This is a genomic window from Listeria grandensis (assembly GCF_014322885.1).
Taxonomy (GTDB): domain Bacteria; phylum Bacillota; class Bacilli; order Lactobacillales; family Listeriaceae; genus Listeria_A; species Listeria_A grandensis.
Genome location: NZ_JAASUG010000005.1, coordinates 216,429 through 242,702, shown reverse-complemented (window position 1 = coordinate 242,702; position 26,274 = coordinate 216,429). Strand labels below are relative to the sequence as shown.

At 41.7% G+C, this 26,274-nt stretch carries 18 protein-coding genes; 5 read left to right on the top strand and 13 right to left on the bottom strand.

Features of this window, described 5'->3' with window-relative positions:
• Entirely contained in the window at positions 1-1,977 is a 1,977-nt protein-coding gene (locus tag HCJ54_RS09035) for a DHH family phosphoesterase (protein ID WP_185525807.1), read from the bottom strand.
• A 361-nt stretch (positions 1,978-2,338) separates the two neighbouring features.
• On the opposite strand from HCJ54_RS09035, the gene HCJ54_RS09030 reads away from it, so the two are divergent.
• On the top strand, positions 2,339-3,229 hold the full coding sequence (locus tag HCJ54_RS09030) for an aldo/keto reductase family protein (protein WP_187137408.1): 891 nt from the start codon (positions 2,339-2,341) through the stop codon (positions 3,227-3,229).
• A gap of 84 nt (positions 3,230-3,313) precedes the next feature.
• Here HCJ54_RS09030 and HCJ54_RS09025 read toward each other — a convergent pair whose 3' ends face one another.
• The 6 genes from HCJ54_RS09025 to HCJ54_RS09000 all read right to left on the bottom strand — a co-directional run bounded on the left by HCJ54_RS09025 (position 3,314) and on the right by HCJ54_RS09000 (position 9,328).
• Positions 3,314-4,150 (bottom strand): Cof-type HAD-IIB family hydrolase, encoded by an 837-nt coding sequence (locus HCJ54_RS09025; RefSeq protein WP_187137407.1) that lies wholly within the window; start codon positions 4,148-4,150, stop codon positions 3,314-3,316.
• Positions 4,151-4,160: 10 nt separating this feature from the next.
• Positions 4,161-4,742: a VOC family protein gene (locus HCJ54_RS09020; protein WP_187137406.1), complete on the bottom strand. Its 582-nt coding sequence runs from the start codon at positions 4,740-4,742 to the stop codon at positions 4,161-4,163.
• Positions 4,739-5,305, bottom strand: a complete 567-nt coding sequence (locus HCJ54_RS09015; RefSeq protein WP_187137405.1) for a sugar O-acetyltransferase — start codon at positions 5,303-5,305, stop codon at positions 4,739-4,741. Before HCJ54_RS09015 ends, HCJ54_RS09020 begins: the two co-directional genes overlap by 4 nt.
• Before the next feature lie 25 nt (positions 5,306-5,330).
• Positions 5,331-5,675, bottom strand: coding sequence for a cupin domain-containing protein (locus HCJ54_RS09010; protein ID WP_187137404.1), 345 nt, complete (start codon positions 5,673-5,675; stop codon positions 5,331-5,333).
• 29 nt (positions 5,676-5,704) lie between these two features.
• Positions 5,705-6,718 (bottom strand): zinc-binding alcohol dehydrogenase family protein, encoded by a 1,014-nt coding sequence (locus HCJ54_RS09005; RefSeq protein WP_187137403.1) that lies wholly within the window; start codon positions 6,716-6,718, stop codon positions 5,705-5,707.
• 477 nt (positions 6,719-7,195) lie between these two features.
• Positions 7,196-9,328, bottom strand: a complete 2,133-nt coding sequence (locus HCJ54_RS09000) for an MMPL family transporter (protein ID WP_187137402.1) — start codon at positions 9,326-9,328, stop codon at positions 7,196-7,198.
• Positions 9,329-9,463: 135 nt separating this feature from the next.
• Here HCJ54_RS09000 and HCJ54_RS08995 point away from each other — a divergent pair, with 135 nt between their 5' ends.
• Positions 9,464-10,009, top strand: a complete 546-nt coding sequence (locus HCJ54_RS08995; protein ID WP_187137401.1) for a TetR/AcrR family transcriptional regulator — start codon at positions 9,464-9,466, stop codon at positions 10,007-10,009.
• Between the two features lie 112 nt (positions 10,010-10,121).
• Here the strand turns inward: HCJ54_RS08995 and HCJ54_RS08990 are convergent, their stop codons facing one another.
• From HCJ54_RS08990 to rpsF, 6 genes are all read right to left on the bottom strand, one after another.
• The gene (locus HCJ54_RS08990; protein ID WP_187137400.1) at positions 10,122-11,039 is read right to left on the bottom strand and encodes an aldo/keto reductase; all 918 of its coding nucleotides are present in this window, start codon (positions 11,037-11,039) and stop codon (positions 10,122-10,124) included.
• Positions 11,040-11,111: 72 nt separating this feature from the next.
• Positions 11,112-12,110 carry a DUF4003 family protein gene (locus HCJ54_RS08985; protein ID WP_187137399.1) on the bottom strand — a complete coding sequence of 333 codons (999 nt, stop codon included), beginning with the start codon at positions 12,108-12,110 and terminating at the stop codon, positions 11,112-11,114.
• 247 nt (positions 12,111-12,357) lie between these two features.
• Complete coding sequence (bcaP, locus tag HCJ54_RS08980; RefSeq protein WP_187137398.1) at positions 12,358-13,752, bottom strand: branched-chain amino acid transporter BcaP; 1,395 nt, start codon at positions 13,750-13,752, stop codon at positions 12,358-12,360.
• Between the two features lie 343 nt (positions 13,753-14,095).
• On the bottom strand, positions 14,096-14,335 hold the full coding sequence (gene rpsR, locus HCJ54_RS08975) for a 30S ribosomal protein S18 (protein WP_036061496.1): 240 nt from the start codon (positions 14,333-14,335) through the stop codon (positions 14,096-14,098).
• 54 nt (positions 14,336-14,389) lie between these two features.
• Positions 14,390-14,953, bottom strand: a complete 564-nt coding sequence (gene ssb / locus HCJ54_RS08970; RefSeq protein ID WP_187137397.1) for a single-stranded DNA-binding protein — start codon at positions 14,951-14,953, stop codon at positions 14,390-14,392.
• Positions 14,954-15,011: 58 nt separating this feature from the next.
• Complete coding sequence (rpsF, locus tag HCJ54_RS08965; RefSeq protein WP_036067999.1) at positions 15,012-15,305, bottom strand: 30S ribosomal protein S6; 294 nt, start codon at positions 15,303-15,305, stop codon at positions 15,012-15,014.
• A 631-nt stretch (positions 15,306-15,936) separates the two neighbouring features.
• Here rpsF and HCJ54_RS08960 point away from each other — a divergent pair.
• The 3 genes from HCJ54_RS08960 to HCJ54_RS08950 all read left to right on the top strand — a co-directional run bounded on the left by HCJ54_RS08960 (position 15,937) and on the right by HCJ54_RS08950 (position 26,216).
• Positions 15,937-17,103, top strand: a complete 1,167-nt coding sequence (locus tag HCJ54_RS08960; protein WP_187137396.1) for a hypothetical protein — start codon at positions 15,937-15,939, stop codon at positions 17,101-17,103.
• A 150-nt stretch (positions 17,104-17,253) separates the two neighbouring features.
• A complete protein-coding gene (locus tag HCJ54_RS08955) occupies positions 17,254-18,714 on the top strand; it encodes an AcpB/EbpR/MafR family transcriptional regulator (RefSeq protein ID WP_187137395.1) in 1,461 nt (486 codons plus the stop codon).
• A 461-nt stretch (positions 18,715-19,175) separates the two neighbouring features.
• Positions 19,176-26,216, top strand: a complete 7,041-nt coding sequence (locus tag HCJ54_RS08950; protein ID WP_187137394.1) for an immunoglobulin-like domain-containing protein — start codon at positions 19,176-19,178, stop codon at positions 26,214-26,216.
• Positions 26,217-26,274: the final 58 nt, after the last annotated feature.

The following is a 26,274-nucleotide window of genomic DNA, read 5'->3' as shown; positions in this document are numbered from 1 at the left end:
TTAGTTTTCTCCCTTCCAATAAGCATCGATGGCTTGTAAAAGTTGTTGTTTTGCTTCTCTAATCGTAATATTTTTCATCTGGGTTGCCGCATTGGATAAATGTCCACCGCCACCCAGTTTTTCCATAATGACTTGGACGTTGATTTCGCCTAAGGAACGCGCGCTGATGCCGATCATCTTGTCGGGACGCAGTGTAATGACAAATGAGGCCTGAACGCTTTCCATCGACAACATCGTGTCTGCCGCTTGAGCCGCAATGACCGTGCCAAACACCTCATCTTCACGACCAATCGCGATCGCCATGCCGTCATGATACACTTCGAGTGACTCCACCAAACGGCTGCGTTGCTTAAACGTTTCAATATCTTCTTTTAAAAATTGCTGTACAAGAACGGTGTCCGCGCCAAGTGAGCGTAAATAACTCGCTGCATCAAAGGTCCGCGAACCCGTGCGAAGCGTGAAGTTTTTCGTATCGACCACAATCCCCGAAAGGAGCGCTGTCGCTTCAATTTTGCCGACTTTTTCTGTGGCTGGTTGGTATTCAAAAAGCTCGGTTACCAGTTCCGCTGTCGAAGAAGCATACGGCTCGATGTAGACAAGGACTGGATTCTCGACAAATTCTTCAGAACGGCGATGGTGATCGACGACTACGACATGTGCCGCGGTTTCAAGCAATTCACGATTGATAACCATCGACGGTTTGTGCGTATCGACCACAACGAGCAAGCTCTTATCCGTAATCGTATCGAGTGCAGCCTGTGGCGTGATAATGTTACGAATCACGTCTGGATACTTCTCAATTTCCCGCATTAGGCGCTGGACATCCGGACTCATTTTGCCAGGCTCGACAACAACATAACCTTGCCGCTCATTCATTTCAGCGACTTTCATCACGCCGAGGCTCGAACCAACAACGTCCATATCCGGATAACGATGCCCCATCACAAAAACTTGATCGCTCTGCGTAATGAGTTCCTGAAGCGCCTGCGAGATAACTCGCGCCCGAACCCGCGTCCTTTTCTCCATCGGATTCGTTTTTCCACCATAAAAGCGAACTTGTCCTTCAGGTTGCTTAATCACGACCTGATCCCCACCACGGCCGAGCGCCAAATCAAGCCCCGACTGCGCAAGGTCCGCCAAATCAATCAAGTCATCCTCTTTGTAACCAATCCCGATACTCAGTGTCAACGGAATATTCTGCTTCGACGTCCGTTCACGAATCCGGTCAAGAATCTGGAATTTCTCCTCTTCCAACCGATCCAACTGCGCCTCCGTCAAAAAGGCAATAAAGCGATCCGAGGAAATCCGTTTCAAATAAATCCGGTGTTCCTTTGCCCAGTTCGTCAACATCGATGTCACCAAATTGTTTAGCGCGCTACGTCTACGGTCATCCATGCCTTGCGTCCACTCATCATAATTATCCAGAAAAATAATCGCAAAAACCGATTTATCCGCTTGATAACGCGTATTCAAATCATAGTACTCCGTCCGATCATACAGATAAATAATGCGTTCCTTCCGTTTCACAATCGTATCAAAACGGTGCTCCCGCCACGCAATCGACTGAATCCCTTGATCCTCTTCCCCGCGAATCACCGTCAAAAACTCCGGCCCAACATCAGCCAATGACGACCCCAAAATGTCATCATCCTGTCCAAAATATTTCGCCATGAACGGGTTAAACCATTCCACATTATAATTCTCATCATATAATAAAATCCCCATCGGCATCTCAACTAGCGCCTCACCCTCGCTGCGCTTAATCCGATACGACAAGTTAGAAATATATAATTGAACCTCTTTATTCAACCGGTTCTCCATGAAAAACAACAATATAACGAGCGATGTAACAGCGACAAATAAAAGTACCGCCAACCACCACTTATAATAAAAAGTGACAACTGTCAGGACGAGTACAACTGCTATTAGCCCATACAAAGGATATTTTAGCATTCTTTTCTGAAAAAAACCTGACATCAGTTGCAAGCCCCCCTTGCTTTCTTAGTTTCTAATCCTTCCAAAACGAGGTATCTTCCATATGTATAATAATCTGATCGTAAGCATTTTCACCTTCTCCTCACCGAAAATGAGAATACTCTAATCATACCATAAATCAGGTTTTGAATGTTACTATGAAGCAAAAATGTAACATTGTTTATTCTTGTTCAAAACAAAATGTCCCATATTTTCCAGCATCGGCATATCCCAACTTCCAAACAAACACCGTACGCAACCAAAATTGACAATTTTTTGGCGGTATACTAGAATAACCCTAGGCACTAACTAGCATTTTTTAGGATAATAAGGTGCTAAATAAAAGTAAAGTGGGCTGATTCATATGACTGTTGAAAATTTACCAAACGTAGGTTTAGGAACTTGGCTATTAACTGATTTTGACGAGCTGAAACATGCTATCCAGACTGCTCGGGAAACTGGCTACCAACATATCGATACCGCACAAGTCTATAATAATGAATATGATATTGGTGTTATTTTAAAAGACTTAGCAATAGACCGTTCTGAGCTATTTTTAACGACTAAAATCGCGCCCATGAACTACAAGAAACACACACAAACCTCGGTTCACCAATCTTTACAACGCTTGGGTACAGACTATCTAGATTTGGTATTACTTCATGCCGAATTGAACAAAACATTGAATTTATCAGCTTATCAAGCTTTACTAGAACTGCAAAAAGAAGGAATTATCCGCCATGTCGGCGTATCTAATTTTTCAATTGCAGGGATTCAAGATCTTGTAGAAGCGACTGGGGTAAAACCGTACTGTAACCAGATTGTATGTTCACCGACAACACGTTCTGCCGAGCTCGAAGCATTCTGTCTATCCGAAGGCATTCTCCTAACCGGCTATTCGATTCTGAAGCCCTACTTCACACCAAATCCTTTTTATCCAGATTCAGCTTTAACCGATGCAGAAAAAGCGAAACTGGACACTTTATGTAAAAAATATGACGTCGGTATTGGCCAACTGCTCAATAAATGGGCGCTACAGCATCACTATCACATCATTCCTAAATCAAGCAATCCAAAGCGTGTCAAAGAAAATTATCAGCTTGATTTTGATATCGCGGCATCTGATATGTCCATTATCGATGAAATGAACCGTTATTCTGCCGCAGAATACCGAGAAGACGTGAAGAAATGGGAAAATAACGTTACCGAAGAACAACTGGAAAACGGCTTATTATATGAACAACATTTCAAATGAACAGAAAAGAAGGGATGGAAAGTCTAAATTCAGATTTTCCATCCCTTTTTTAACGTATTATTTTATATCCAGACTTTCCATATTTCATCCATTTTCCATTGCTGTAAAACTAGCCCCTAGAGCAAATACTCGATCTTCAATAAATTTCGAAACACCGTGATTGTTGTTTGTATCTGTAATATAATCACATACAGACTTCACCTCATCTACGGAATTCCCCATTGCGACAGATACAGCTTCCTTATTTAACATCGGAAGGTCATTATAGCTATCTCCAAAAGCGATGACTTCAGATGTCAGAATTCCCAAGTGTTCACACAGCTTATATAATGCCAAACCTTTATCAACACCCTCATTCATAAACTCCAAGAAAAATGGTTTTGATATCGTCATGCTCAAATACCCTTCTGAAAACGGTGCTAATTTAGACTCTAAATGCTTTAACATAGTCGGATTTTCCAATAAAATAACTTTAGTAACTTCCTCTTCTAAAATATCATCATAAACTATAGGAACCACAATCTCCATTCCTGTTATATCGCCCTCAATATCTGTGTATTTATTATACTCTGTCGCTACAATCGCATTCTCTATATAAGTTTGCATATACACATTATACCTCTGGCTAATATTATAAAGTTTCCCCAGCGCTCCTTTTGGTAAAGATACACGAAAGATCGTTCTTTTATTCTTGCAATCATAAATAGCAGCACCATTAAATGAAATTAGATACCCCCCATATTTCCCTAGCTCTAATTCCTCTTCTAACTGCTCCATCGCAAAAGTAGGCCTCCCTGAAGATAGCGCTACTTTGATCCCTTGTTTCTGTGCTTTGATCAGTGTCGCCTTATTAATAGATGATAGCTCGAGGTCGTCATTCAACAGCGTGTCGTCCAAATCTAGCATTAATAATTTAACCATCGTATTCCCCCTAATTTATTAAATCTACATGTCCTTGTTCGAATTCCCATTGCACCCCGTATTTATCAAGGAAATAAAAGTACCATGTGTTATTTATAATTTTTTGCACTTCTTCTTTCGCATTCCCCACAACATTTCTCCCAGGTATTTCAAAATCATTTATTGTTATATCATCAATCTTGCATGGTTCATAGCCTAAAGATTCATTTATTAAAGTAACACCGTCTATCTTTTTCACTCGACTAAACTCTGTTTCGATATTTCTAACAGATAAAGCAATGTGCTTTACTCCTTCCACGATAGTCACATCTTTTTGTCTTATCGTTTCAGGATCAATGAGCGTCGTTTTAGGCGTATGATATTCCATTAATTCTAATATTAACGGTGTGGATGGAACTTTCAAAAATGCTATCGATACCGATATGTCACTAGCCATCTCTAGAAAGCCCGCTGCCTTAGCAAATCCCTCATTTTTAAATGTAGGAAACTTTTGATACACTACCGCTCCTAAAAGCACTTCATAAAACTCAATTCCTCGTTCTATATTCTCCACCACAATGTTTATATGGCTTAGCCCAATAATATTTTTCATATACCATCCACTACTAGCTCTTTTACAACGCGGCATGGATTTCCTACAGCTATGGCGTTAGGCGGAATACTTTTTGTAACGACACTCCCAGCACCTATAACGGAATTTTTTCCGATTGTGACACCAGCTAATATGATCGCTCCGCCCCCAATCCACACATTGTCCTCGATAACTATCGGTAGCGCAGATTCTTTATCCATCAACCTCATGTCAGGATCCAATGGATGCTTTGCTGTGTATATTTGTACATTTGGGGCAATGAGTACATTTTTTCCTATTGTCACTTTATTGCAATCCAGTATCGTGACACCGTAATTCAAAAAAGTATTATCACCCAGCTCGATGTTATATCCATAGTCTAATTTAAAAGGCGTTTTCACCGTTACATTGTCGCCAACTTTTCCAAGTAGCGCTTCAAGTATAGATCGACGAGCAGCCGCTTCACTCTCTTTTGTTGTATTGTAATAATAGGTCGCTTCTGCCGCAAGATTTCTTTCATTTGTTAATTCTTTATCTCTGTGTTCATAAAAATTTCCCGACAACATTTTCTCTTTTTCCTTCATTCTAGATTCATCTCCAAATCTATTTTTAATTTGTCACAATCATTGCAAATATCTCTAATGGCTCCGTTCCATCGTTCACAACGCTGTGCGCCTCTCCATTTTTTGTAACGACTAGGTCTCCCGTTGATACCCGCCTTTTTTCGCCGTTATCAATCACCATTCCGGTACCGCTTAATATATAATAGTACTCCGTTTCATCTATATGAGTATGCTCTCCAATGCTTGTTTTTGGTTGCAGTACCATCTTGCTCATCAATCTGCAATTAGTCATATCTTCAGGATGCAAAAAATTAAAAAACTTCACTTTCCCTTCGCCATCTTTGAGGTTTTCTCTCACTTGTTCTTTACTCCCCGACTCCTTAACTATCATAAATAACCCTCCCGTTTGTGTACGATTATTCAAAAGTCCGATAAAACAATTTTTCCAATCGTTTTGCCGGATTCAATAGCAGCGTGAGCTTTTCTTAGATTTTCAGCATTAATTGGCGAAAACTTCTCTGTTAGCGTCGGCTTCAATTGGTTCTGCTCAAACATTTCCCCCACTCTGTTAAGAATTTCATGCTGTCGGATCATATCCACCGTTTCATACCTAGCACGCGTAAACATAAATTCCCAATGGAACGATACACTCTTATCCATCAGCAACCCTAAATCTACTGGTCTGTTAGTCCCAACAATAGACGATATTCGCCCTTCTGGTTTAATCACCTCACACATCTCATCCCAGTGCATCTCTGTATCGTGTAAACATAAAATAAAGTCCACACCATTGACGTCTATTTCACTCAATTCACGACTTAAGGACGCATGATGATTGATCACATAGTCAGCTCCGAGTGATGTGACCCATTCAGCGCTTTCATCTCTTGATGCCGTCGCTATGACTCTCAAACCAATCCATTTTGCCAATTGAATCGCAATCGAGCCAACTCCACCTGCACCGTTGATAATTAAAATCGTTTTGCCATCATCTTTTTTAGCACGGATGTTTAAACGATCATATAATGCTTCCCACGCTGTTAAAACTGTTAACGGTAAGGCCGCTGCATTTTCAAAATCTAAATTTCTCGGCTTGAAGCCAACAATTCTTTCATCTACAACATGATAATTGGCATTCGTACCACTTCTGTCAAAAGCTCCCGCATAATACACTTCGTCTCCGACTTCAAATAGAGTACAATTGCTACCTAATTTAGTGACAATTCCTGAAGCATCCCAACCCAAAATTCTATAATCTTCTTCTATTTTTTGTTTCGGGCTCCTTACTTTTGTATCTACTGGATTCACTGAAATCGCCTTTACTTCTACAAGTATGTCCCGTTCACCTAATTTTGCTGGTTTTTCAATGGCAATATCTATAAAGCTATTCCTATCGCCTATCGGTAAATATTCTTTCAATCCAACAGCCTTCATCTTCATCTCTCCTTTCTTTTTTTGTCGAACTAGAAAATTTTGTATTTCTAACTCACACTCAGTGTAACAAAAAAAGAAGCATTTGCAGCTACTTTGTTCAATTGTTCTTATAACTTTCAAATTTGGAATGACAAACCATTTTTTAAAAACGCTTTCATTGTTGTTTTTTCATTTTTAGTGAGGTTCATTTTTTCTTAGGTTAGGTTGTCTAATATCTGAAAAGTGTCAGTCAGGGTGATATCAACTTAGTTTCTATATGATCTTTTAAGAAAATGCATGTAACTCTTTTTATGTTCAAAAAGAAAGCGATTTCTTGTGGGGTGACCTAAAATATCGGTTCTACTATTAGGTACTTGGATGGCAGATAATCTGTTAAACAAAAAATAAAACTCCCTAATAAAGTAGTTCTGGAGGTTTTCCATTGCCTACTTTATTAAGAGAGTTTTTAGCATCTAATCAAAGTGCTTATTTTTACTACTACTTTTTATCTTTCAAGTGATGCCCTTCGATATCAAGCGATGGCAACACTTTATCGAGCCATTTCGGCATGTACCATGAGCTTTTTCCAAATAGTTTTGTTAGGGCCGGGATGATGGTTAGGCGGACGATGAATGCATCGAATAAGACGCCGAAGCCTAGTGCGATACCGATTGATTTGATCATCGGGTCTGGTGCAAAAACGAAGCTGATGAAAACGGAGAACATGATCAGTGCTGCTGCAATGATGACGGGTCCGCTTTCTTTTAAGCCTGTTTTGATGGAGTGCGTATTGTCTTTTGTCAGGGTATACTCTTCGTGGACGCGGGACATGAGGAATACCTCGTAATCCATCGCGAGTCCGAACAGGATACCGATCGTAATGACTGGTAGAAAGGCGAGAACTGGACCGGTGGTGCTGATGCCGAATAGTTCGCTAAATACGCCGTCCTGCACGACCATTGTGGTGAAACCTAGTGTCGCTGTTAACGAAAGCACGAAGCCAAGTACGGCTGTTAATGGAATTAGTAGTGAACGGAACACGACGGTGAGCAAGATGAATGCCAACACAACGATAACGCCTGCGAAAACTGGAATCGCGTCGTTGAGCTTTTGCGACATGTCAATGTTGATCGCGCTTTGTCCGGTTACTTCCATATTGATATTGTATTTGCTATCCGCTGTTTTGGCGTAGCTGCGCAAGTCATGAACGAGTTGCGTTGTTTTGCTACTCGTCGGTCCTGTTTTTGGAATGACGGTAATCAGTGCGTAGTCGCCGTTTTCATTTGGCATTGGCGGCGTGACGATTGCCACGTTTTTCATGCCTGAGATATGTTTTGTAACTTCGGTTAGATTCGCGGCACTGCCTTTGTCGGTTGTATCTGCCAAAATGACTAGCGGGCCGTTGAATCCTTCGCCGAACTTGTCAGATAGGATATCGTATGCTTTTTTCTCAGTGGAATCTTTCGGTTTCGAGCCGTTATCCGGGATTCCGAGTTCCATTGAGCCAAACGGGATGCTCAGTCCGCCAAGAACGATAACTGCGGCTAAGAACGCGATAAGCGGCTTCCCAACAACGAATTTCGTCCAAATGTTGTCGCCTTTTTTACCAGCTTTCTCTTTTTGTGGCTTGATTTTATTATGGAAAATGCCGATGAACGCTGGGATTAGGATTAGCGCGGAAAGTACGGCGAAAAGAACGCTGAGTGCGGAGGCAAGCCCCATCATAGTCAGGAATTCGATGCCAACAAGCGATAAACCACAAACGGCGATAATAACGGTAATTCCGGCAAAAATAACGGCGCTACCTGCTGTCCCTGTCGCAAGTCCGACTGCTTTTAGATGATTTTTCTCCGTGCGAATGATTTGGCGGTATTTAAATAGGATAAATAACGCGTAATCGATTGCAACGGCGAGGCCAATCATGACTGCCAGCGTGAGCGTGACATTTGGCATCTCGAAGAAACTTGAAATGATCGCAATGATACCGACACTTGTTCCAAGACTCAGGATTGCTGTGATGATTGGCAGTCCTGCTGCGATAACGGAACCAAACGCGATGATTAGAATCACGAGTGCCACGACGATACCGATGGCTTCGGATGAGCCGCCAATGTCCATTGGTGTAATCATGACATTACCTGTTAACTCGGTTTCAATGTGTTTGTCGTCCATGCCTTTTAGTGCGTCTTTGACTTTGTCGACCGATTTCTCACCAACTGCCATCGCATTGACGCTATAGCTAATATCCGCAAAAGCTGTCGTCATGTCTGGACTGATTGTTTTTGCTTCGTATGGATTCGCGATGCTTTCTATTTTATCGTCACTTTTCTTGATTTCTGCTAAAACTTTCGTGATGGCGGCTTGTGATTCTGGTGTCACAATACCTTTTTCTTGATCGCTTTTGAAAACGACTCGGATGCTACCTTTTTGACTGTCTTGCTTAAATTCTTCCTCGATTTTATTCGAAGTATCGAGTGATTTTAGACCACTCATTTTGATATCATCAGTAAAATTAATACCTTTGACGCCTAGTACGGCCACGATAATTCCTAAAACAACAAACCAGGAAATAATCGTTTTCCATTTGTGTTTCGCGAAAGTTTGTCCTAGTTTGTAAAGTAAATTTGCCAATTGGTTGTTTCCTCCTTCGATTCACGCTATTATATATTTATAGACATACAGTGTATATTACATGATTTCGAGATGAAATGTAAGAACCAGATTGTTTATTTTGTATAGTTAAGCAACACTTTAGGAGATGTGTAGATGAAAAATTCAGATTTAAGGGTGCAAAAAACAAAAAAAGCGCTCTATGAGACTTTATTGAAAATGCTTGAAAAGGAAGAATTATCAAGCATTACAGTCAATGATATTTGCAAGGAAGCACTTGTTCACCGGACAACTTTTTATAAACATTTCTATGATAAATATGATTTATTGATGTACGTTTTGCATGAGCAGTTTCAGGATTATTTTGCGCTGGATATTAAGGATCGAATTAATCATCCTTTCCAGTCTGGGTTTGATACCGTTTATATGGATATGCAGTTGGCGCTTGAGAAGCAGAAGAATGATGATACGTTTTTCAAGACGATGGCTTCTTTTTTCTTGACGGAGTTTCAGAAAGATATTGAGGCAAATATCGATAAATTGACAGTCGCCAGTGATATTCCTCCTGATTTGTTGACCTATATTTACGCCGCGAACTTGGGTGCGATTATGTATTGGTCACAGCAGATGACTGAGCCTGCAGATTGGGCGCAAATGGATACGTTGTTCAAGGCTGTTTTACCGGTGAAGATTGATTTGTGATACATCGGTTTAATAGGCATGTTGCCAAACCTTTATTTCACTAAAAAAAGCCACACATGCTTTTAGTCCTGGAAATAGGACGAAAACACATGTGTCGCTTTTTCTTATGCCATTAAGGCAGCTCATTACCCGCTGCCAGATAGATTTCGTACCATTCTTGTCGTGTTAACGTAATATTGGACGCCGCGCTAATCGCTTGCAAACGTTCAGGATTCATCGTTCCGACCACCGTTTGAATCTTCGCCGGATGACGTAGAATCCACGCCGTCGCGATTGCTGTATTCTTCACACCTTTTTCAGCGGCAATGCGGTCGATGACTTTGTTTAACTCTGGGAATTTCGGATTATCGAGGAAAACACCTTCGAAAAAGCCGAATTGGAACGGCGACCACGCTTGAATCGTGATATCTTTCAGACGACAATAGTCTAAAATACTACCATCACGGTCAATCGAGCGGTCAATTTTCATGTTCACATTAAGCCCCGCATCCATCATGCCAGTGTTGGTAATGCTGAGCTGTAACTGATTCGCGACCAATTTTTGCTCGACATATTTACTCAAAAGCTCGATTTGCATCGGATTCTGGTTACTCACACCAAACTCCCGCACTTTCCCATTCTTCTTAAGTATCGTAAACGCTTCTGCTACCTCTTCCGGTTCCACCAACGTATCAGGACGATGGAGCAGTAAAATATCGATGTAGTCCGTCTGCAAACGTTTTAAAATACCATCCACCGACTCTAAAATATGCTCTTTCGAAAAGTCGAACATGCCTGGACGAATACCACATTTCGACTGTAAAATCATTTTTTCACGTACTGCAGGATTCATTCCAACTGCATCCGCGAAAACTTCTTCTGATTTTCCACCACCATAAATATCCGCGTGATCGAAGAAATTAATCCCCGCATCCATCGCTGTGTTGATCATGTTCGCTGCATCATCCTTAGATAAATCGGCCATACGCATACAACCAAGCGCGATTTCAGGAACGAGCAAGCCACTGTTACCAAGATTAATTTTGTTCAATGGAAACACCTCTTTGTCTTATTTGATAAACACTTACGCTTCTATTTTCACACGCTCACTAGGCGAAGTCAATCAAGAGCCTCCGCCACTACTCGCAGCCGCAGCACTCGCCGCTGCTGCTGCACTCGCCGCTGCCGCACGCTCGATTGCAATCAACACGTGCACCGACACCATCAAACTCTCGACCTGCTCCTTCGTCATATTCCGCGCCTGATCCTCGGTGTACAAACTAAGCGCCATCGCCGTATAAAACTCCCGATTCCACCGCAATCCGCTATCCTCACGCATTGCTTCTAACAAATCAAAAAACACCGCATCAAGATCTGTACTCTCCCGCACGTACGCCAAAATCCCAAGCGTCACATAATGAATGGGTCTAATTTTCACATCCGCGCGCTCAAGTTCCTCCGCCAAATGCACCACTTTTTTCACATAATTCGCGTCACGTTCCATATAAATCAACGTAGAAGTCGCCGCCAAAAACTGCAAACTGTCATTTCTTCTGAATCCCGCACGATTAAATTCAGTAAAGTAATACTCATTAATCTCCGTCAACTGCTCTACCGAAAGCGACGTCTCCAGTTGCGCCATCAAAACCGCCGATGTCACGTCCTCAGCTCCCGTCAAAAACGGATGCTGCTTGCGCAAAGCCATGTAAATATCGCGTGCACGATCCGCCACATTCCGCGGTTTATCCGCTTTCAAAAGCAAATACGCGCCGAAATACGTAAAGTTCGTCCGCTTGAACCCACTTTCCACAAGCAGCTCATAATTATCAATCACACGCGCCACCGTCTCATCATCATTTTGCCCATTCACAAGTAGCAGCCCCGCCAACGACGCCCGCGTATTCCCATCCAACGCATTAAAAAATCCAAGTTGCTTTTTAAAAAGTATCGTAGTCTCCTTAAAAGCCAGACCATCGACCACTTCCTGCTCACTCGTAAAAAGCTGCGCCACAAGGAATCTAATCCGTTTATCAATCCCCATCACGCCCGAATTTTTCACCCGCTGAAAGTTCACCAATAAATCATTCACAACCCTACCGCTATCAAAAACTAAATCCGCCATCCGCCGTCACACTCCTTTGATATCACGTTATTTATTATACTTATTGTACCAAAGGACGAAAAAGACTACAAACAGCGACTTCAAGCACATGTTAGAAGATCGTAGCGATAAAAAGTAGACGCGTTTTCTAACCCCATTAAAAATACCCTAGCTACTGGAGCAGCTAGGGTATTTGGGTGTTCACATGACACTTATATTCCGCACTCGTTATAGCACCATTTAAATTGCTTTCAAATGCGTCGTCAACTTATTTATTCAGCGTACTATTCCTACGCCCGAATGCAAAATACAAAATCAAGCCTAGCAAGAACCAAATTCCACAAGCAATCCATGTTTCCACAGACAATCTCGTAATTAAGAACAAACACATCAAGAATGAAACAATTGGTAGCACTGGGTACAATGGTGTTTTAAACCCACCGCTCGCAATCGATTTATTCCGACGCAAGAAAATGATTCCAATTGACACCATCATGAAAGCAAACAACGTCCCCATGTTCACGAGTTCCGCCAACCGATTTAGTGGCACAACTCCCGCGAAGAACATGATAACAATCGCATACGTCCATGTACTTTTGATCGGCGTATTCGTTTTTTCATCGATTTTTGCCATGCTTTTTGGTAGTAAACCGTCGCGTCCCATCGCATAAATCAAGCGCGTTCCGCCATACAACATAACTAGAATGACCGTAATCATCCCGACCACTGCACCGAGTGACACGATTCCTGCAATCCAGTTTTGATTGATCACTTGAAGCGCAAAAGCAACCGGATCAGCAACGTTCAAGTCTTGATACGAAACGATTCCTGTCAAAACAATCGACACCGCAATGTATAGAACCGTACAAACGAGCAGCGAACCAATAATCCCAATCGGCATATTTTTCTGCGGGTTTTTCACTTCTTCCGCCGCCGACGATACCGCGTCAAATCCAAGATAGGCGAAGAATACCAACGCTGCCCCGTTCAACACACCGCTAAATCCAAATGGCATGAATGGCTCCCAGTTATCAGGCTTCACGTAGAAAACCCCCACCAAGATAAACAGCAAAATCACGCTAATTTTCAAAATAACCATAAAGGCATTCACCCGCGTCGATTCACGGATTCCGCGCGTTAACAAGTAGGCAATGATCGCCACAATCGCGATGGCAGGAATGTTAACATACGTCCCAGCCTCCGGATTAAATGCACCGGAAATAGCATCGGGAATGTTGATATGAAATCCTGACAATAGCGTTTTGAAATACGACGACCAGCCACTCGCAACAGAAGCAACCGCAAGCCCGTACTCAAGCAAAAGCGCCCAGCCGAGTAACCAAGCAATGAACTCCCCAAAAATCACGTAGCCGTAAGTATATGCACTACCCGCCACAGGTACCGACGAAGCAAACTCCGAATAGCAAAGTGCCGCAAGCGCGCAAACTACCGCCGCGATTACAAATGACAACACAATCGCCGGACCCGAATAAAGCGCCGCAATTGTTCCTGGTAAAATAAAAATCCCTGTTCCCACAATCGCTCCGACACCAAGGAAAATCAGATCCATCGCGCCAAGTGTTTGCTTTAAATGAATACTATTACTTTTATTATGAATAAGTGCTTCTAACGGTTTTTTTCTCAATAATGATTTCCAAAACATAATTTTATTATAGCTCCTTATTGTTTTTTTGTTATAAAATGTCTATGTACATCATACCTTTAATGCGAATATGCGTCAATGCTTTAAACAATAAATGTGAAAAAAATACAATCTTATTCTGCATTGTTGGTTGTAGGGTTTGTGGGCTACGGTTCCCCTTTGACGATAACAGCCTAGATGGATTAACCGCTCACTTATATTGGAGTGTAACTCACTTTGTTCGAACAGCCTTTTAAGGATTAACTGCTCGCTACGCTCGCCCTTATATTGGGGCTGTAACTCACTTTGTTCGAACAGCCCCAACAACAACCAAAAAACCTCCCAAAATCGGGAGGTTCAAGTTTTATTTCTCTTCAGCAACAAATGGTAATAATGCTACTTGGCGTGAGCGTTTAATAGCAATCGTTAATTTACGTTGGTATTTAGCGCTCGTTCCAGTTACACGACGAGGAAGAATTTTTCCACGTTCGGAAACGAATTTTTTCAGTAACTCAGTATCTTTATAGTCGATATGCGTAATTCCGTTCGAAGTAAAGTAACAAACCTTTTTCCGACGGCGTCCGCCTCTGCGTCCTCCAGCCATTATAGTTTCCTCCTATCAAATTAAAATCCAATCATACGTACGCTTCTCGCCTTATTAGAACGGTAAATCGTCATCTGAAATGTCGATTGGCTTACCATCACTAGCAAATGGATCTGCGTTACGCGTGGCTTGGTAACTCTGAGATTGAGGTTGTTGTTGATTCTGTTGTCCGTAGCTATTATCATTCTGTTGGTTAAAGCCGCCGCCAATATTGCTATTGCCATACGACTGCTGCTGTCCACCGCCATCATTACTGTTACTGCTGTAGCCGCCACCACTATTTCCGCCGCCGTTTGCACTGCGGGGCTCTAGGAATTGCACACTTTCAGCAAGAATTTCTGTTACATAGACACGCTTGCCATCTTGACCTTCATAATTACGCGTCTGAACCTTACCGTCAACACCTGCTAAGCTCCCCTTTTTAAGGAAGTTCGCAACGTTTTCGGCTGGTTTTCTCCAAACCACACAATTGATGAAATCTGCTTCACGCTCTCCAGCTTGGTTTGTAAAGTTACGGTTTACAGCAAGTGTAAACGTCGCAACAGCAACACCAGCAGGAGTATAACGCAATTCAGGATCTTTTGTCAGACGACCAACTAATACAACACGGTTCATCATAAGTAGAACCAACCTCCTCTCTTTTTTTCATAAAAATCCGAGCAATCCTCGGGAAATATTAAGCTTCTTCTTTAACAACCATGTGACGAATAATATCATCAGAAATTTTTGCTAAACGGTCGAATTCATTGATAGAATCCGCAGTAGTAGCAGAAATACGAGTGATTTGGTACAAACCGTCTTTATGGTCTTCGATTTCATAAGCCAAACGACGTTTACCCCAATCCTTCGATTCGATGATCTCCGCACCATTGTCAGTTAAAATGCCGTCGAAGCGCTCTACTAAAGCTTTCTTCGCCTCATCTTCAATGTTTGGACGGATAATGTACATAATTTCATACGTTCTTGCCATCTCTTTACACCTCCTTGTGGTCTTAGCGGCCCTAAAACAGTTCATAAGCGATATAAAATCCTACACCTTACCTTCACAAAAACAGGTTAGCGTTCCATCTTTTTTAAGCTTCATCTCTTATTATATTAACAGTTCCTCTAGTCTTTACATCGCGTTTTGCGGCTTTGAGACTAGAAACGGGCAAGGAATAATTTTTAATTACTCACGAGGTATAATTATATCATAGCTAGTTTGGGTTCGCAACTATGTGCTGTGTCTGCTATTCGCTTTCTACACCGAAATGTCTTCCTTGTATCAACTTTCTTCTATAATAAGTAACTCACTTTGAAAAGCCGCCGAACTCGCGTATTGCAGCCTCATCAGAATGTTGAGTAACACTCCTTTTTGAGAGGTATTTTTTATTATGAAGCAAAAACTGCACAACCACACCAAAATACCCCTTTTGTAAGCAAATCAAGAAAAAAGGTTTATTTTCTCCTCTATGTGGTATCGCTTAGTATAAAATGTCTAAATATTCTTCAAAGGAGTAGCTATCATGCCTTAACATTGTACAAAGTTAGAACAAATTGTTATAGATTAGTTTATCAAACCTTAAATGACAATGCTTTAACACGAAGGAGTGGAGGTTTATATGAATCCCGTTACAGCTTTTACGATTATCATGCTTATTTGGACAATCAGTGATTTTGTAGCTAAAAAAACAAAGTCGGTGATTTCATCATTACTTGTCGCAGCAATTATTTTTATAGTAGGATTTAAATCAAATATATTTCCAGAAGATTTACTGACTAGCTCATCCTTGCTAACGCTTGGCCAGGCAGTCATTGGCTTAATCATTGTCCATATTGGAACGATGATTAGTATCGACGAGTTAAAAAAACAATGGAAAACCGTTCTAACCGGAGTTGCTGCGATACTTGGTATTGCCACTTTTCTTTTTGCTATAGGTTCTTTCTTCTTAGATCAAAACTTCGTCATCGCGGCAATTGGTGCGATCAGCGGTACTACCATTGCTGTTATCATTATCCAAGAAGCTGCGCTGGCATCAGGTTTGGTGCTGGTTGCCGTTTTCGCTGTACTGATTTCAGCTTTTCAAGGCTTGATTGGTTACCCCCTTACATCACTTATTTTGCGCAAAGAAGCGAATCGTTTAAAAGGAGAATATCGCGCAGGTACGTTAAAAGTAGAAAAACCAGTAGAGCATAAGGAGAAAGAACCGAAAACAATCTTACCAAAAGCCTTCCAAACAACGGCAGGTACGTTATTTGTGGTTGGAGCGGTTGTTGTGCTTTCTACTTATATTGATAACATTACAAATGGTATCCTTAACACGTTTGTTATCGCGTTATTATTCGGTATTTTACTTCGCGCACTCGGCGTACTTAAACCACATGTTCTGAGCGGCATTGATGCCTACGGACTGATGATGATAGGTATTCTTCTCATCATTTTCGGCCCTCTTGCCACATCTTCTGTCGATGACCTACTTGCCCTTATTGGACCACTTTGTATCGCATTTGCTATTGGCGTTCCCGGCAGTGTTGCTTTTTCAGCAATTGTGGGTAAAATTCTTGGTTACAGTATCCCGATGTCCATTGCGATAGGCCTCACACCTCTCTATGGGTTCCCCGGAACAATGATTTTGAGTCAAGAGGCCGCGAAAAGTGTTGGTGAAAACAAAGAAGAAATCGCGGCAATTGAGGCTAATATTCTACCGAAAATGATTATTGCGGGCTTTTCAACAGTGACCATTTTATCTGTTGTGGTGACGAGTATTTTGGCTGAATTTATACACTAAGAAATAGAGGTGCGGGAATTTCAATAGTAGATAAAGCCTCCCCCGCCTCTCCTAATAAAGCTTTTCCACCATATCCACTACTCACATTTGACCACACATGAAAAGTTCATTAGGATAGTAGTATAAGAAATAAAAGGGAGGTTTTTACACATGAAAAATATCATTCCTGCGTCGGAATATCGCCGTTTGAAGCTACTGAATCTATTATTTTTTGCAGACGAAGCGATTATAAAAAAAGAAGCCGCCAATACTGTGGAATGCTCCGTCAATACATTAAACGCAGACATCGAAGTGCTAAATGCCATGTTTCCAGAAGATATTGCTCAGATACGCGAAGCCGATAAAAAGCTCTCACTACACACTACTCCCAAAATCAACTTCGACTATTTAACGGCGTACATGATTTCAGCCAGCCACCTTTTTCAGCTTGCAATGTCCGCGTTTATCGAAGAAAACTTGACCATCTCCGAATGGGCGGAAACCAATTTTGTGAGCCGATCTACTTTTTATGTAAAGCTCGCAGAAGTCGATAATTTCTTAGCTCGTAGCAGACTCGTGCTTAACAACGCACCACTGGAAATTCAAGGAAACGAGGTCAATGTCCGCTTCTTCTTCTACCATCTATTTAGCAAAAGCTACCCTTATACTGGCTGGGTCATTCAGGATTCGGATTTCGAAAAAAATATCAATGAATTTATTAAAAAATTCGAACAACATATGAATGTCTACTTTTCGCTAAGTGCCCGTGTTGACTACGCCACTGCGATTGCCGTGTCATTAATACGATTGAAGAATGGGCATCCTCTTCAAGCTAGTGATGAGGATATTCAATTCTGGCATGATCTCGTTGCGTATCACAAAGGGATGGACATTGATCTCAGTGATCTGGAAACAGCACTGGGTGCCCCGCTCCCTCCTTTAGAATATTATATGATCATCTTCATGAGTTTTTTAGGATCATTTACGTACGTCAATCGTGAGCGAATGAATATGCGTGTTCTTTATAATGGGAAATTTCAACGCATCCGCCTAACATTAACAGAAGATCTGCTAGCTATTGTGGAGGATCGCATAACCGATACATTGGCGTTAAAAGTCACGCTTCTCGATTATTTAGCGCGTTTCCTGTTTATCGAGAAAGCCAATCTTATTTTAGATGTCGACTACTTTTCTAACAAGTTCGCACCAGATACAGTCGATCGACAAGAAATTTTGGCCGTTTTAAAAAGGTACGAGGGACTGCCCGACTACCAATTTGTGAGAAGTAATCGCGAAGTTATTGCGACTTATGTTCATAACCTATTTTCTGTTGGCTTATCAACAGAGGCCTACACAAGTGCTCTCCACATCAAGATTATCTCAAAACAAGGATTTATCTGGGAAGAATACTTAAAAATACAAATCAGGCGCTATTATTCCGAAGATGCTATCCTTTTTTCTGATGAGCTTAATCCTAGCGAGCATTGGGCACAACACGACCTCATTATAAGCGATTCCTCGATACCAAATATAACTGATATTGAAGTACTCGTTTGGCATATGCCCCCGACAAAACGTGATTTTGCAGCGTTGGATGAAATTGTAAATGCGAGGTTCGAGAACAAGCGGTGATTCCAAATATGGAGTCATTGCTTTTTTGCGTTCAAAAAAATGCATAAAAATACATATATATGAATAAATAAAGCGCTATCTTAAATTTTGATAACAAATGTCTTTTCTGTGAATAACTGATTTCCCTTAAAAAATATTACCCAAAATCTAGTGACGCGAACTCCGAAATGCTGTTAAGATTAATGTAAGGATAAGGGATCATTAAAGATACGATCCCATTTATAATAAACAATAGCGAGGTGATAAAAAGACTTGATATGGCGTGCCTATAGCTAGGCTACTCCATAGAAGAATCCTTCAAGCAAATAAAAAAACAGGACAAAATGTAAAAAAAGCCGAAAATATATGTAAAAAACAGGAAGACACATTTGCAATTAAAAAGTAAAACAGTTCACACCGGAAAAGGAGGATATGACTACTCACCATATAAGAATTATGCATAAGTAGTTATGAAATTAAACATGAAGAAAAGAAATAAGTTTGGTTTAAAAATTTTATCAGCAGCAATGATTTTATCTCTAATGGTACCAAGTACACTCGGAGATATCGCGGCCTATGCCGATGCCGTAATGGCAACGAAAACAGAAACAATAGACAGTGAGCAAACATTTGCTCAGAAGAAAGAAGTTTCCATAAAAACGAGTGCAGATGATGCCGAGGTTTCAAACACAGCCGTAAACCTAACCAGCACAGGCCTTGATCTACACGGCTTAGCTGGAGCAACACAAGCAACATATTTACGATTTACCGATATGACCTTGCCCGCAGATGCAAAAATCACGAAGGCCTATATCTCCTTCACAGCACGCGACGCTTCATCAGCTGCCCAATCGACAACGATTAACGTAACCGGTGAACTCGGAACACAAGCAGCATTTGCAAGCACCGTTGCTTCCTTCACAAATCGGACATTTACACAAACAGCCATGACAATGAAAACACCGGTTGCAGCCGTAAATACCGTGTTCGACACAGACGACCTTTCTTCTATTGTAAAAGAAATGCGCGCAAACACGTCAGACATCAAGGATTATGTTTTCAAAGTTACCGGTAGCGGACTAGGATCATTCGTTACGCGTTCATTCGATTCAAGTGCTCCCATGGCTCCAAAACTAATTGTGGAGTACACCTCACCATCAGGCGAATATGAAGCAAACATTAGCAATACCGCTGATGATGCCGAAGAATACAGCACGAATAAAACCATCGACCTAAACACAGAGATGACGATCGGCGGCTATACAAGTACCACGCTTACTCCCGCAAACAAAGACCTCTCAGCTTTCCGCTTTGGAAATGTAGATCTCCCCGAAAACGCAAAAATTGAAGATGCATATCTAGAATTCACAGCAAAAGCAGTCGTAACAAATCGTGTTGCGAACCTATCGATCTCATCCGAATTAGGCAACCCCGCGACATACGCAAGTGGATCAGGAAACATCAGCGCACGTAACTATACGGCTTCGACTGTGAACTACCAACAACCCTCTTTCACAACCACTAAACAAGTGATCAGAACCCCAAACCTAAAAAGCATTATTGACGAAACCCGTTTAATGGGCTGGCAAAATGGCGACGCAATGGCATTCAAAGCAGATGGCGATAACTACATCGGCAGTGTTTACCAAGGCGGATCAGGCGCAGCTTTACAACCAAAACTCGTAATCAAGTATAAATATAGCGAAAATGACGCTACCGGTGACGATGTTGTAAAAGACCCAGCTAAACTAAAGAACATTTTCATCAATGAAGTATCAAGTATGGGAACCGACACACAAAAAGATGGCTGGATTGAAATTTTCAATAATAACGATGTACCTGTCTTTTTCGAAAAAGACGTTTTCCTATCGGATGACGCGAATGCACTCGGAAAATCAGAACTGAAAAATCTGTACATCCCTGCAAAAGGCTACCGCGTGGTAAAAGCAGACGGAACGCAAAATAATGCATCTGCGAACTTCACACTAGGCGATCGCGATACAACACTTTATCTTTCGACTAAATACGACAGCACTTTCCACAAAATCGATACAGTCGATGTAAAGAAAATGGCATTCAACGAGACATTAGGCCGTTATAACGATGCAGAAAACAACTTTGTCTCCTACGAAATCGGCACGTATGCTAGCTCAAATAATGATGCAAAACCAATCGTAGCCGTTACACCAAGCAAATCCGCTGGCATCTATAAAGAAGCATTCAACTTGGAATTAAAATCAGATTCTGTCAACACGATCAAATACACACTAGATGGCTCCGTTCCAAGCGAAACAAACGGAACAACTTACACAACACCGATCAAGATTAGCAAAAACACCACTGTAAAAACATACGCATACAATGCAAAACAACACAGCGATGTCACATCATCTTTCTATGCCATTCGCGAAGATGCAGACAATATCCCGCTAGCTAAAAAAGAATATAGCGTAAAAACTGGAAATGACGACGCAAAAGTAACAGCAGCAAAAGCGGACTTAACGAGTAAAACGCTTGAATTACAAGGACAACTTAGCAATGTTCCCCAATCTACTTTTGTGCGTTTTGCAGACGTTAATATCCCTGCAGATGCCGTGATCAGTAAAGCTTATCTTGTTTTCACAGCAAATGCCGCAACAAGTTCTGCAACAAATTTAACAATCTCTGGACAAGTTGGAAATGGTGATGCTTTTGCGGCAACTGTCGCTTCATTTGACAGTCGCGTACTAACAAAAAGCGCCGTGAATACGACAACCCCAGCGAAAGCCGCGATAAATGATCTCCTAAACACTGAAGATTTAACATCCGTCGTTGAAGAAATGCGCGCAACAACACCAGACCTTAAAGACCTCGTTTTCAAAATCGACGGTAACAAAACAGGTGCTTACGTAGCAAAATCTTATGAAACAAGCGCTGCTGCAGCTCCAAAACTAGTGTTAGAATACTACTCTGAATCAGGAGATTTCAGCGGACAAGTAGCAAATTCTACCGATGATGCCGAAGAATATGGCACAGCAAAAACAATGAATCTAAACGCGAATTTAAGGATTGGCGGCTATTATTTAGCAACTCTTATACCTGCTTACAAAGACATATCCGCATTACGATTCACAAATGTTGCAATCCCAGAAGGCGCAGAAATTGAAGATGCTTACCTGGAATTCACAACGAGTGCAGTTAATGCAGCTAACGTAAGTTCCAACATGGAAATCCGCACAGAACTTGGCGGAAATCCAGAAATCTACGCAGCCACTGCTGGAAATATCACATCACGCGCCTACAGCAATTTGGCAGTGAAATACACGCAACCAGCTCTCAAAACATTAAACCAAGCCGTTCGCACAGCCAATTTGAAAGACCTCATCAATGAAAATCGCATGGCAGGCTGGAAAAATGGCCAATCAATGGCATTCCGCATAGACGGCGACAACTTCATCGGTAGTGTGTACCAAGGCGGAAACGCACAAGCAGCAAGACTTATCATCAAATACAAGAACAACGGCAAAGGCCCAAGTATCACAGACGCGCAAGCAACACCAGACAAAATCAAAAACGTCTACATCAACGAATTATCATCAGAAGGAACAGCGAGTTCTAAAGATGCATGGATCGAGCTTTACAATGACAATGATGTACCAGTTGTTTTAGATAAAGGTATGTATATCACTGATAAATCTAAGACACTAGACAAATTCGAGTTTTCCAAATTCATCATCCCAGCTAAAGGGTACCGCATTTTGTATTCTGATAAAGCTCCGGAACTTGGCAACAACCACTTGAGCTTCGAAATCAGCGGTAGCGGCGACGTTATTTTATCCGCAAAGGTCGGTTCTGAATTTAAAACGGTAGACTCTATCAAATATACAAAACAAGCGTACAATCAAACATTCGGACGCCAAACAGACGCAAGCAAAACATTAACATTATTCAGCTCCGAAACGTTTGGCACATCAAACAACAGCGGTCAAACAAACTACACGGTACAGTTCAGCAAAGATCGCGGCATTTACGACACTGGTTTTGACCTAACGATGACTTCTAAAGCCGGCATCACGCTGAAATACACCCTAGATGGCAGCGAACCGAGCGCAACAAAAGGCACCGTTTATACTGGCCCAATCAAGATCAGCAAAACAACGGTTGTTAAAGTCTACGGCTACGATGCAACTGGTAACACAGGCGTCCTTTCCAACACGTACGTTCTGCGCGACAACTACAAAAACGAAGTCACATCCGGCTATCTATGGCAGTTCAAAAACAACATTACAAGCGATGAATACGCGCAAGCCATCGATGACTTCCCAATCGTTTCTGTCACAGGTGCGGCAACAGACCTAGTCGCTACCTCTTACAGCCCTGGAACATTCGAGTATTTAGATTCACACATGGGCGGCGGCGGAACCAACTACTTCAACTACTCCGGTGCTGAAAAATTCGGCCAAGTAAGTGCTGCTCAATACAATTCCGGTGTAGCGGTTAAATTCCACCGTGATTACAACGCGAAAAAAGCAAAATACAACTTCTTTGACGCAACACCAGGCGAAGCTTTCCCAGTCGTAGGTAAATTCAGCAAACTAGAACTAAAAGAAGGACAAGACGGTCCACAAAATGACATCTACAACTTAGGCTATAATCGCTACGATGAAACAGTAACAAACGAATTAGCACGACAAATGAACAAACTCGCACTGCATACAAAATATGTGCAGTACTACTACAACGGCAAATACATGGGCGTAAAAACAATGCGTGAAGATTTCGGACAAAATATGTTTGAAGAATACTTTGGTGGCAGCGATGACGACTACACGAAAATTCGCTTCCAAGATGGCTATTTCATTCCAGGTAACGTAGAAGCTGGTGACGGCGACGCGAACATTTTGACAAAAGTAAAAGCCGTTGCAACAGCGAAAAACTTCCAAGAATTCAAAAATTATGTCGATGTAGAAGATTTAATCAAAACACAAATCCTCTTCATGTTTATTGATACCGAACAAGAAGTAGACGCAGTCGTTTCCAATGATATTTTAAACGGTAACGGCATCAAGATGAAATTCAACATCAATGATACAGACGGTGCTTTCTACAATAACGGCGGCACTGGCACAACCTCTTCTGCCCTAGTAGGTGGTGGCGGAACGTATCGCTACAAATGGTCCGCTTTTGACACTAACTCAAAACTTGGCGCTGGTTCTCTATTTGGTAGTTTTTCAGGTAATAGTACTACGGTACCAACAGCCGGAAACCTAGAGTTCAAAACGCTCGTAAAAGACCAAGTCCTCAAGCAAATCGGCCCAGCAAGCGGTGACTTCGCAGGTGCAGCAGACGCTCCACTATCTGTTGCAAACGTGAGACAACTGATTCTGGATAACCAAAAAGAAATCGACGCAGCCTACAAACTTGACGCAGCATTTATGGGTGCTAGAACTACCATTTACAAAGATTGGTTAACAACACAAGTCAAAGTCCAAGCCCAAGTCCCTGACCGCGTGAAATACAACTTAGAAATGTGGACAAAATACGGCATGGCACATACACTACAAAACGTAAGTATCATACCGAGCGGCTCTGGCATCGTATTAAACAACCCTAACGCGAACACAGACGTTTACTACACAACAGATGGCACTGATCCAATGGGTGCAGACGGTGTCGTATCAAGCAAAGCAACGAAATATACAGCAGGAACAGTACTTCCAAAAACGACATCACTTACCGTTCGCGCATTCACAACAAACAACTGGGGCCCAACAGCAAATAATGCCCTAGAAGCAGCTGATGCACAAAAAGACGCAGCAGTAGCGAAAGTAGTCTCAGAATTATTCACAAACAACAACCCAGATTCCGGCTCCATCAAGACAGAAACAGACGAACTAGCAATTGCCGCAGCTCAAAAAGCAGTGGATACTGTGAAAGATCCAATTTTAAAAGCAGAGCTACAAACTAAATTGAACAAAGCCAAAACATTACTAGAAAACAAAACATCCGGAACCATCACGACAAATGCCTTTACACTAGGCGTGGACAACTACGTAAAAGGAACGTTTACTGGCGATGTTGCTAAAATAGGACTAGAAGTCAACGATGCACCACAACAAATCATTCCCATCAGCAGTTCACCATACCAATACTACGCAAAAGACAAAATAAGCGCAGCAACAGACCAAGTCTACATGATCGCTTATGACAAAAATGGTAACGAGCTACAAAAAACAAAGGTAAACGTGCAGATCCCAACAACCGTCAAAATGACACCGAACCTCTTCTATATTGGCAAAGACAACTATGTAACGGGGCAATTTTCTGGTGACCTTGCAAGAATCAGTTTGACAGTAAACGGCGTGGAAGGCACAAAAGTTGGTGTCGCCACTTCAGACTTTAAGTACTATGCAAAAAACCTTATTCTCAAATTAACAGATGTCGTTAAGGTTACCGGTTACGACACGAATGGCCAAGTCTTAGATACAAAAAATATCATCGTCACGAAAGAACTTACAGCAGGAACGTTTACTTCTCTAAGTCCATTCAAGCTAGGAAAAGAAAACTATGTAACGGGACAATTTTCTGGTGACATAACGAAAATCAGTTTGACAGTAAATAGTGTGGAAGGTACGAAAATTCCGGCTACCACTCCAGACTTTAAGTATTACGCAAGTAACATTATTTCTAACCTAAAGGACGTGGTTAAGATTACTGGTTACGATAACACCGGCAAAGTCTTAGACACAAAAACGATTTCAGTCACTACTGACACTACAGTAGGATCGATTACTTCCCTAAACCCATTCACGCCTGGCAAAGAAAACTACGTAACAGGACAATTTTCTGGTGAGGTTGCGAAAATCAGTTTGACAGTAAATGGCGTGGAAGGTACGAAAGTGGGCGTTACCGCTACAGACATAAAGTATTATGCTAACAATGTCATCCGTAGCGCAACTGATATCGCTATAATTACAGCATATGACAGCACTGGCAAAGTACTTGATACAAAATCGGTGACGATTACTAGCCCACCAGGAACAATTGACACACTAGCTACATTTACTATCGGCCAAGATCACTATATAACAGGCACATACACCGGCGATATGACAAAAATAGAGCTACAAGTCAATGGAGCTACACTGCAACGAGTTGGCGTAACTGATGGCATCATCAAATATTACGCAAAAACAAACATCACAAAAGCAACTGATACTGTAAAATTAGTAGGCTTTAATGCAGCTGGTCAAGAAGTAAGCAGCAAAGTAGTCTCCATCGCATCACTTAGCGGAAGCGTCACAGTAAACCCGTTCAAAATCGGCGCTGACAACTACGTAAAAGGTCAATACATCGGTGACGTGGTACGAATTCGTCTAACAGTAAACAACGTGCAACAGACGACAGTCCAAGTTCTTCCGATCGGCCAAGAATTCCAGTACTATGCGAAAAACCTGATCACAAGTAAGAACGATACAGTTGTCCTGACTGCATATGACGCGACTGGCTCTGCCCTACAAACAGTCAGTGTTATTGTAAACTAAATGATGAAAATTAATGAAACGACTCCCTGTTTTAAGCTAGCAGGGAGTCTTTAGGCGG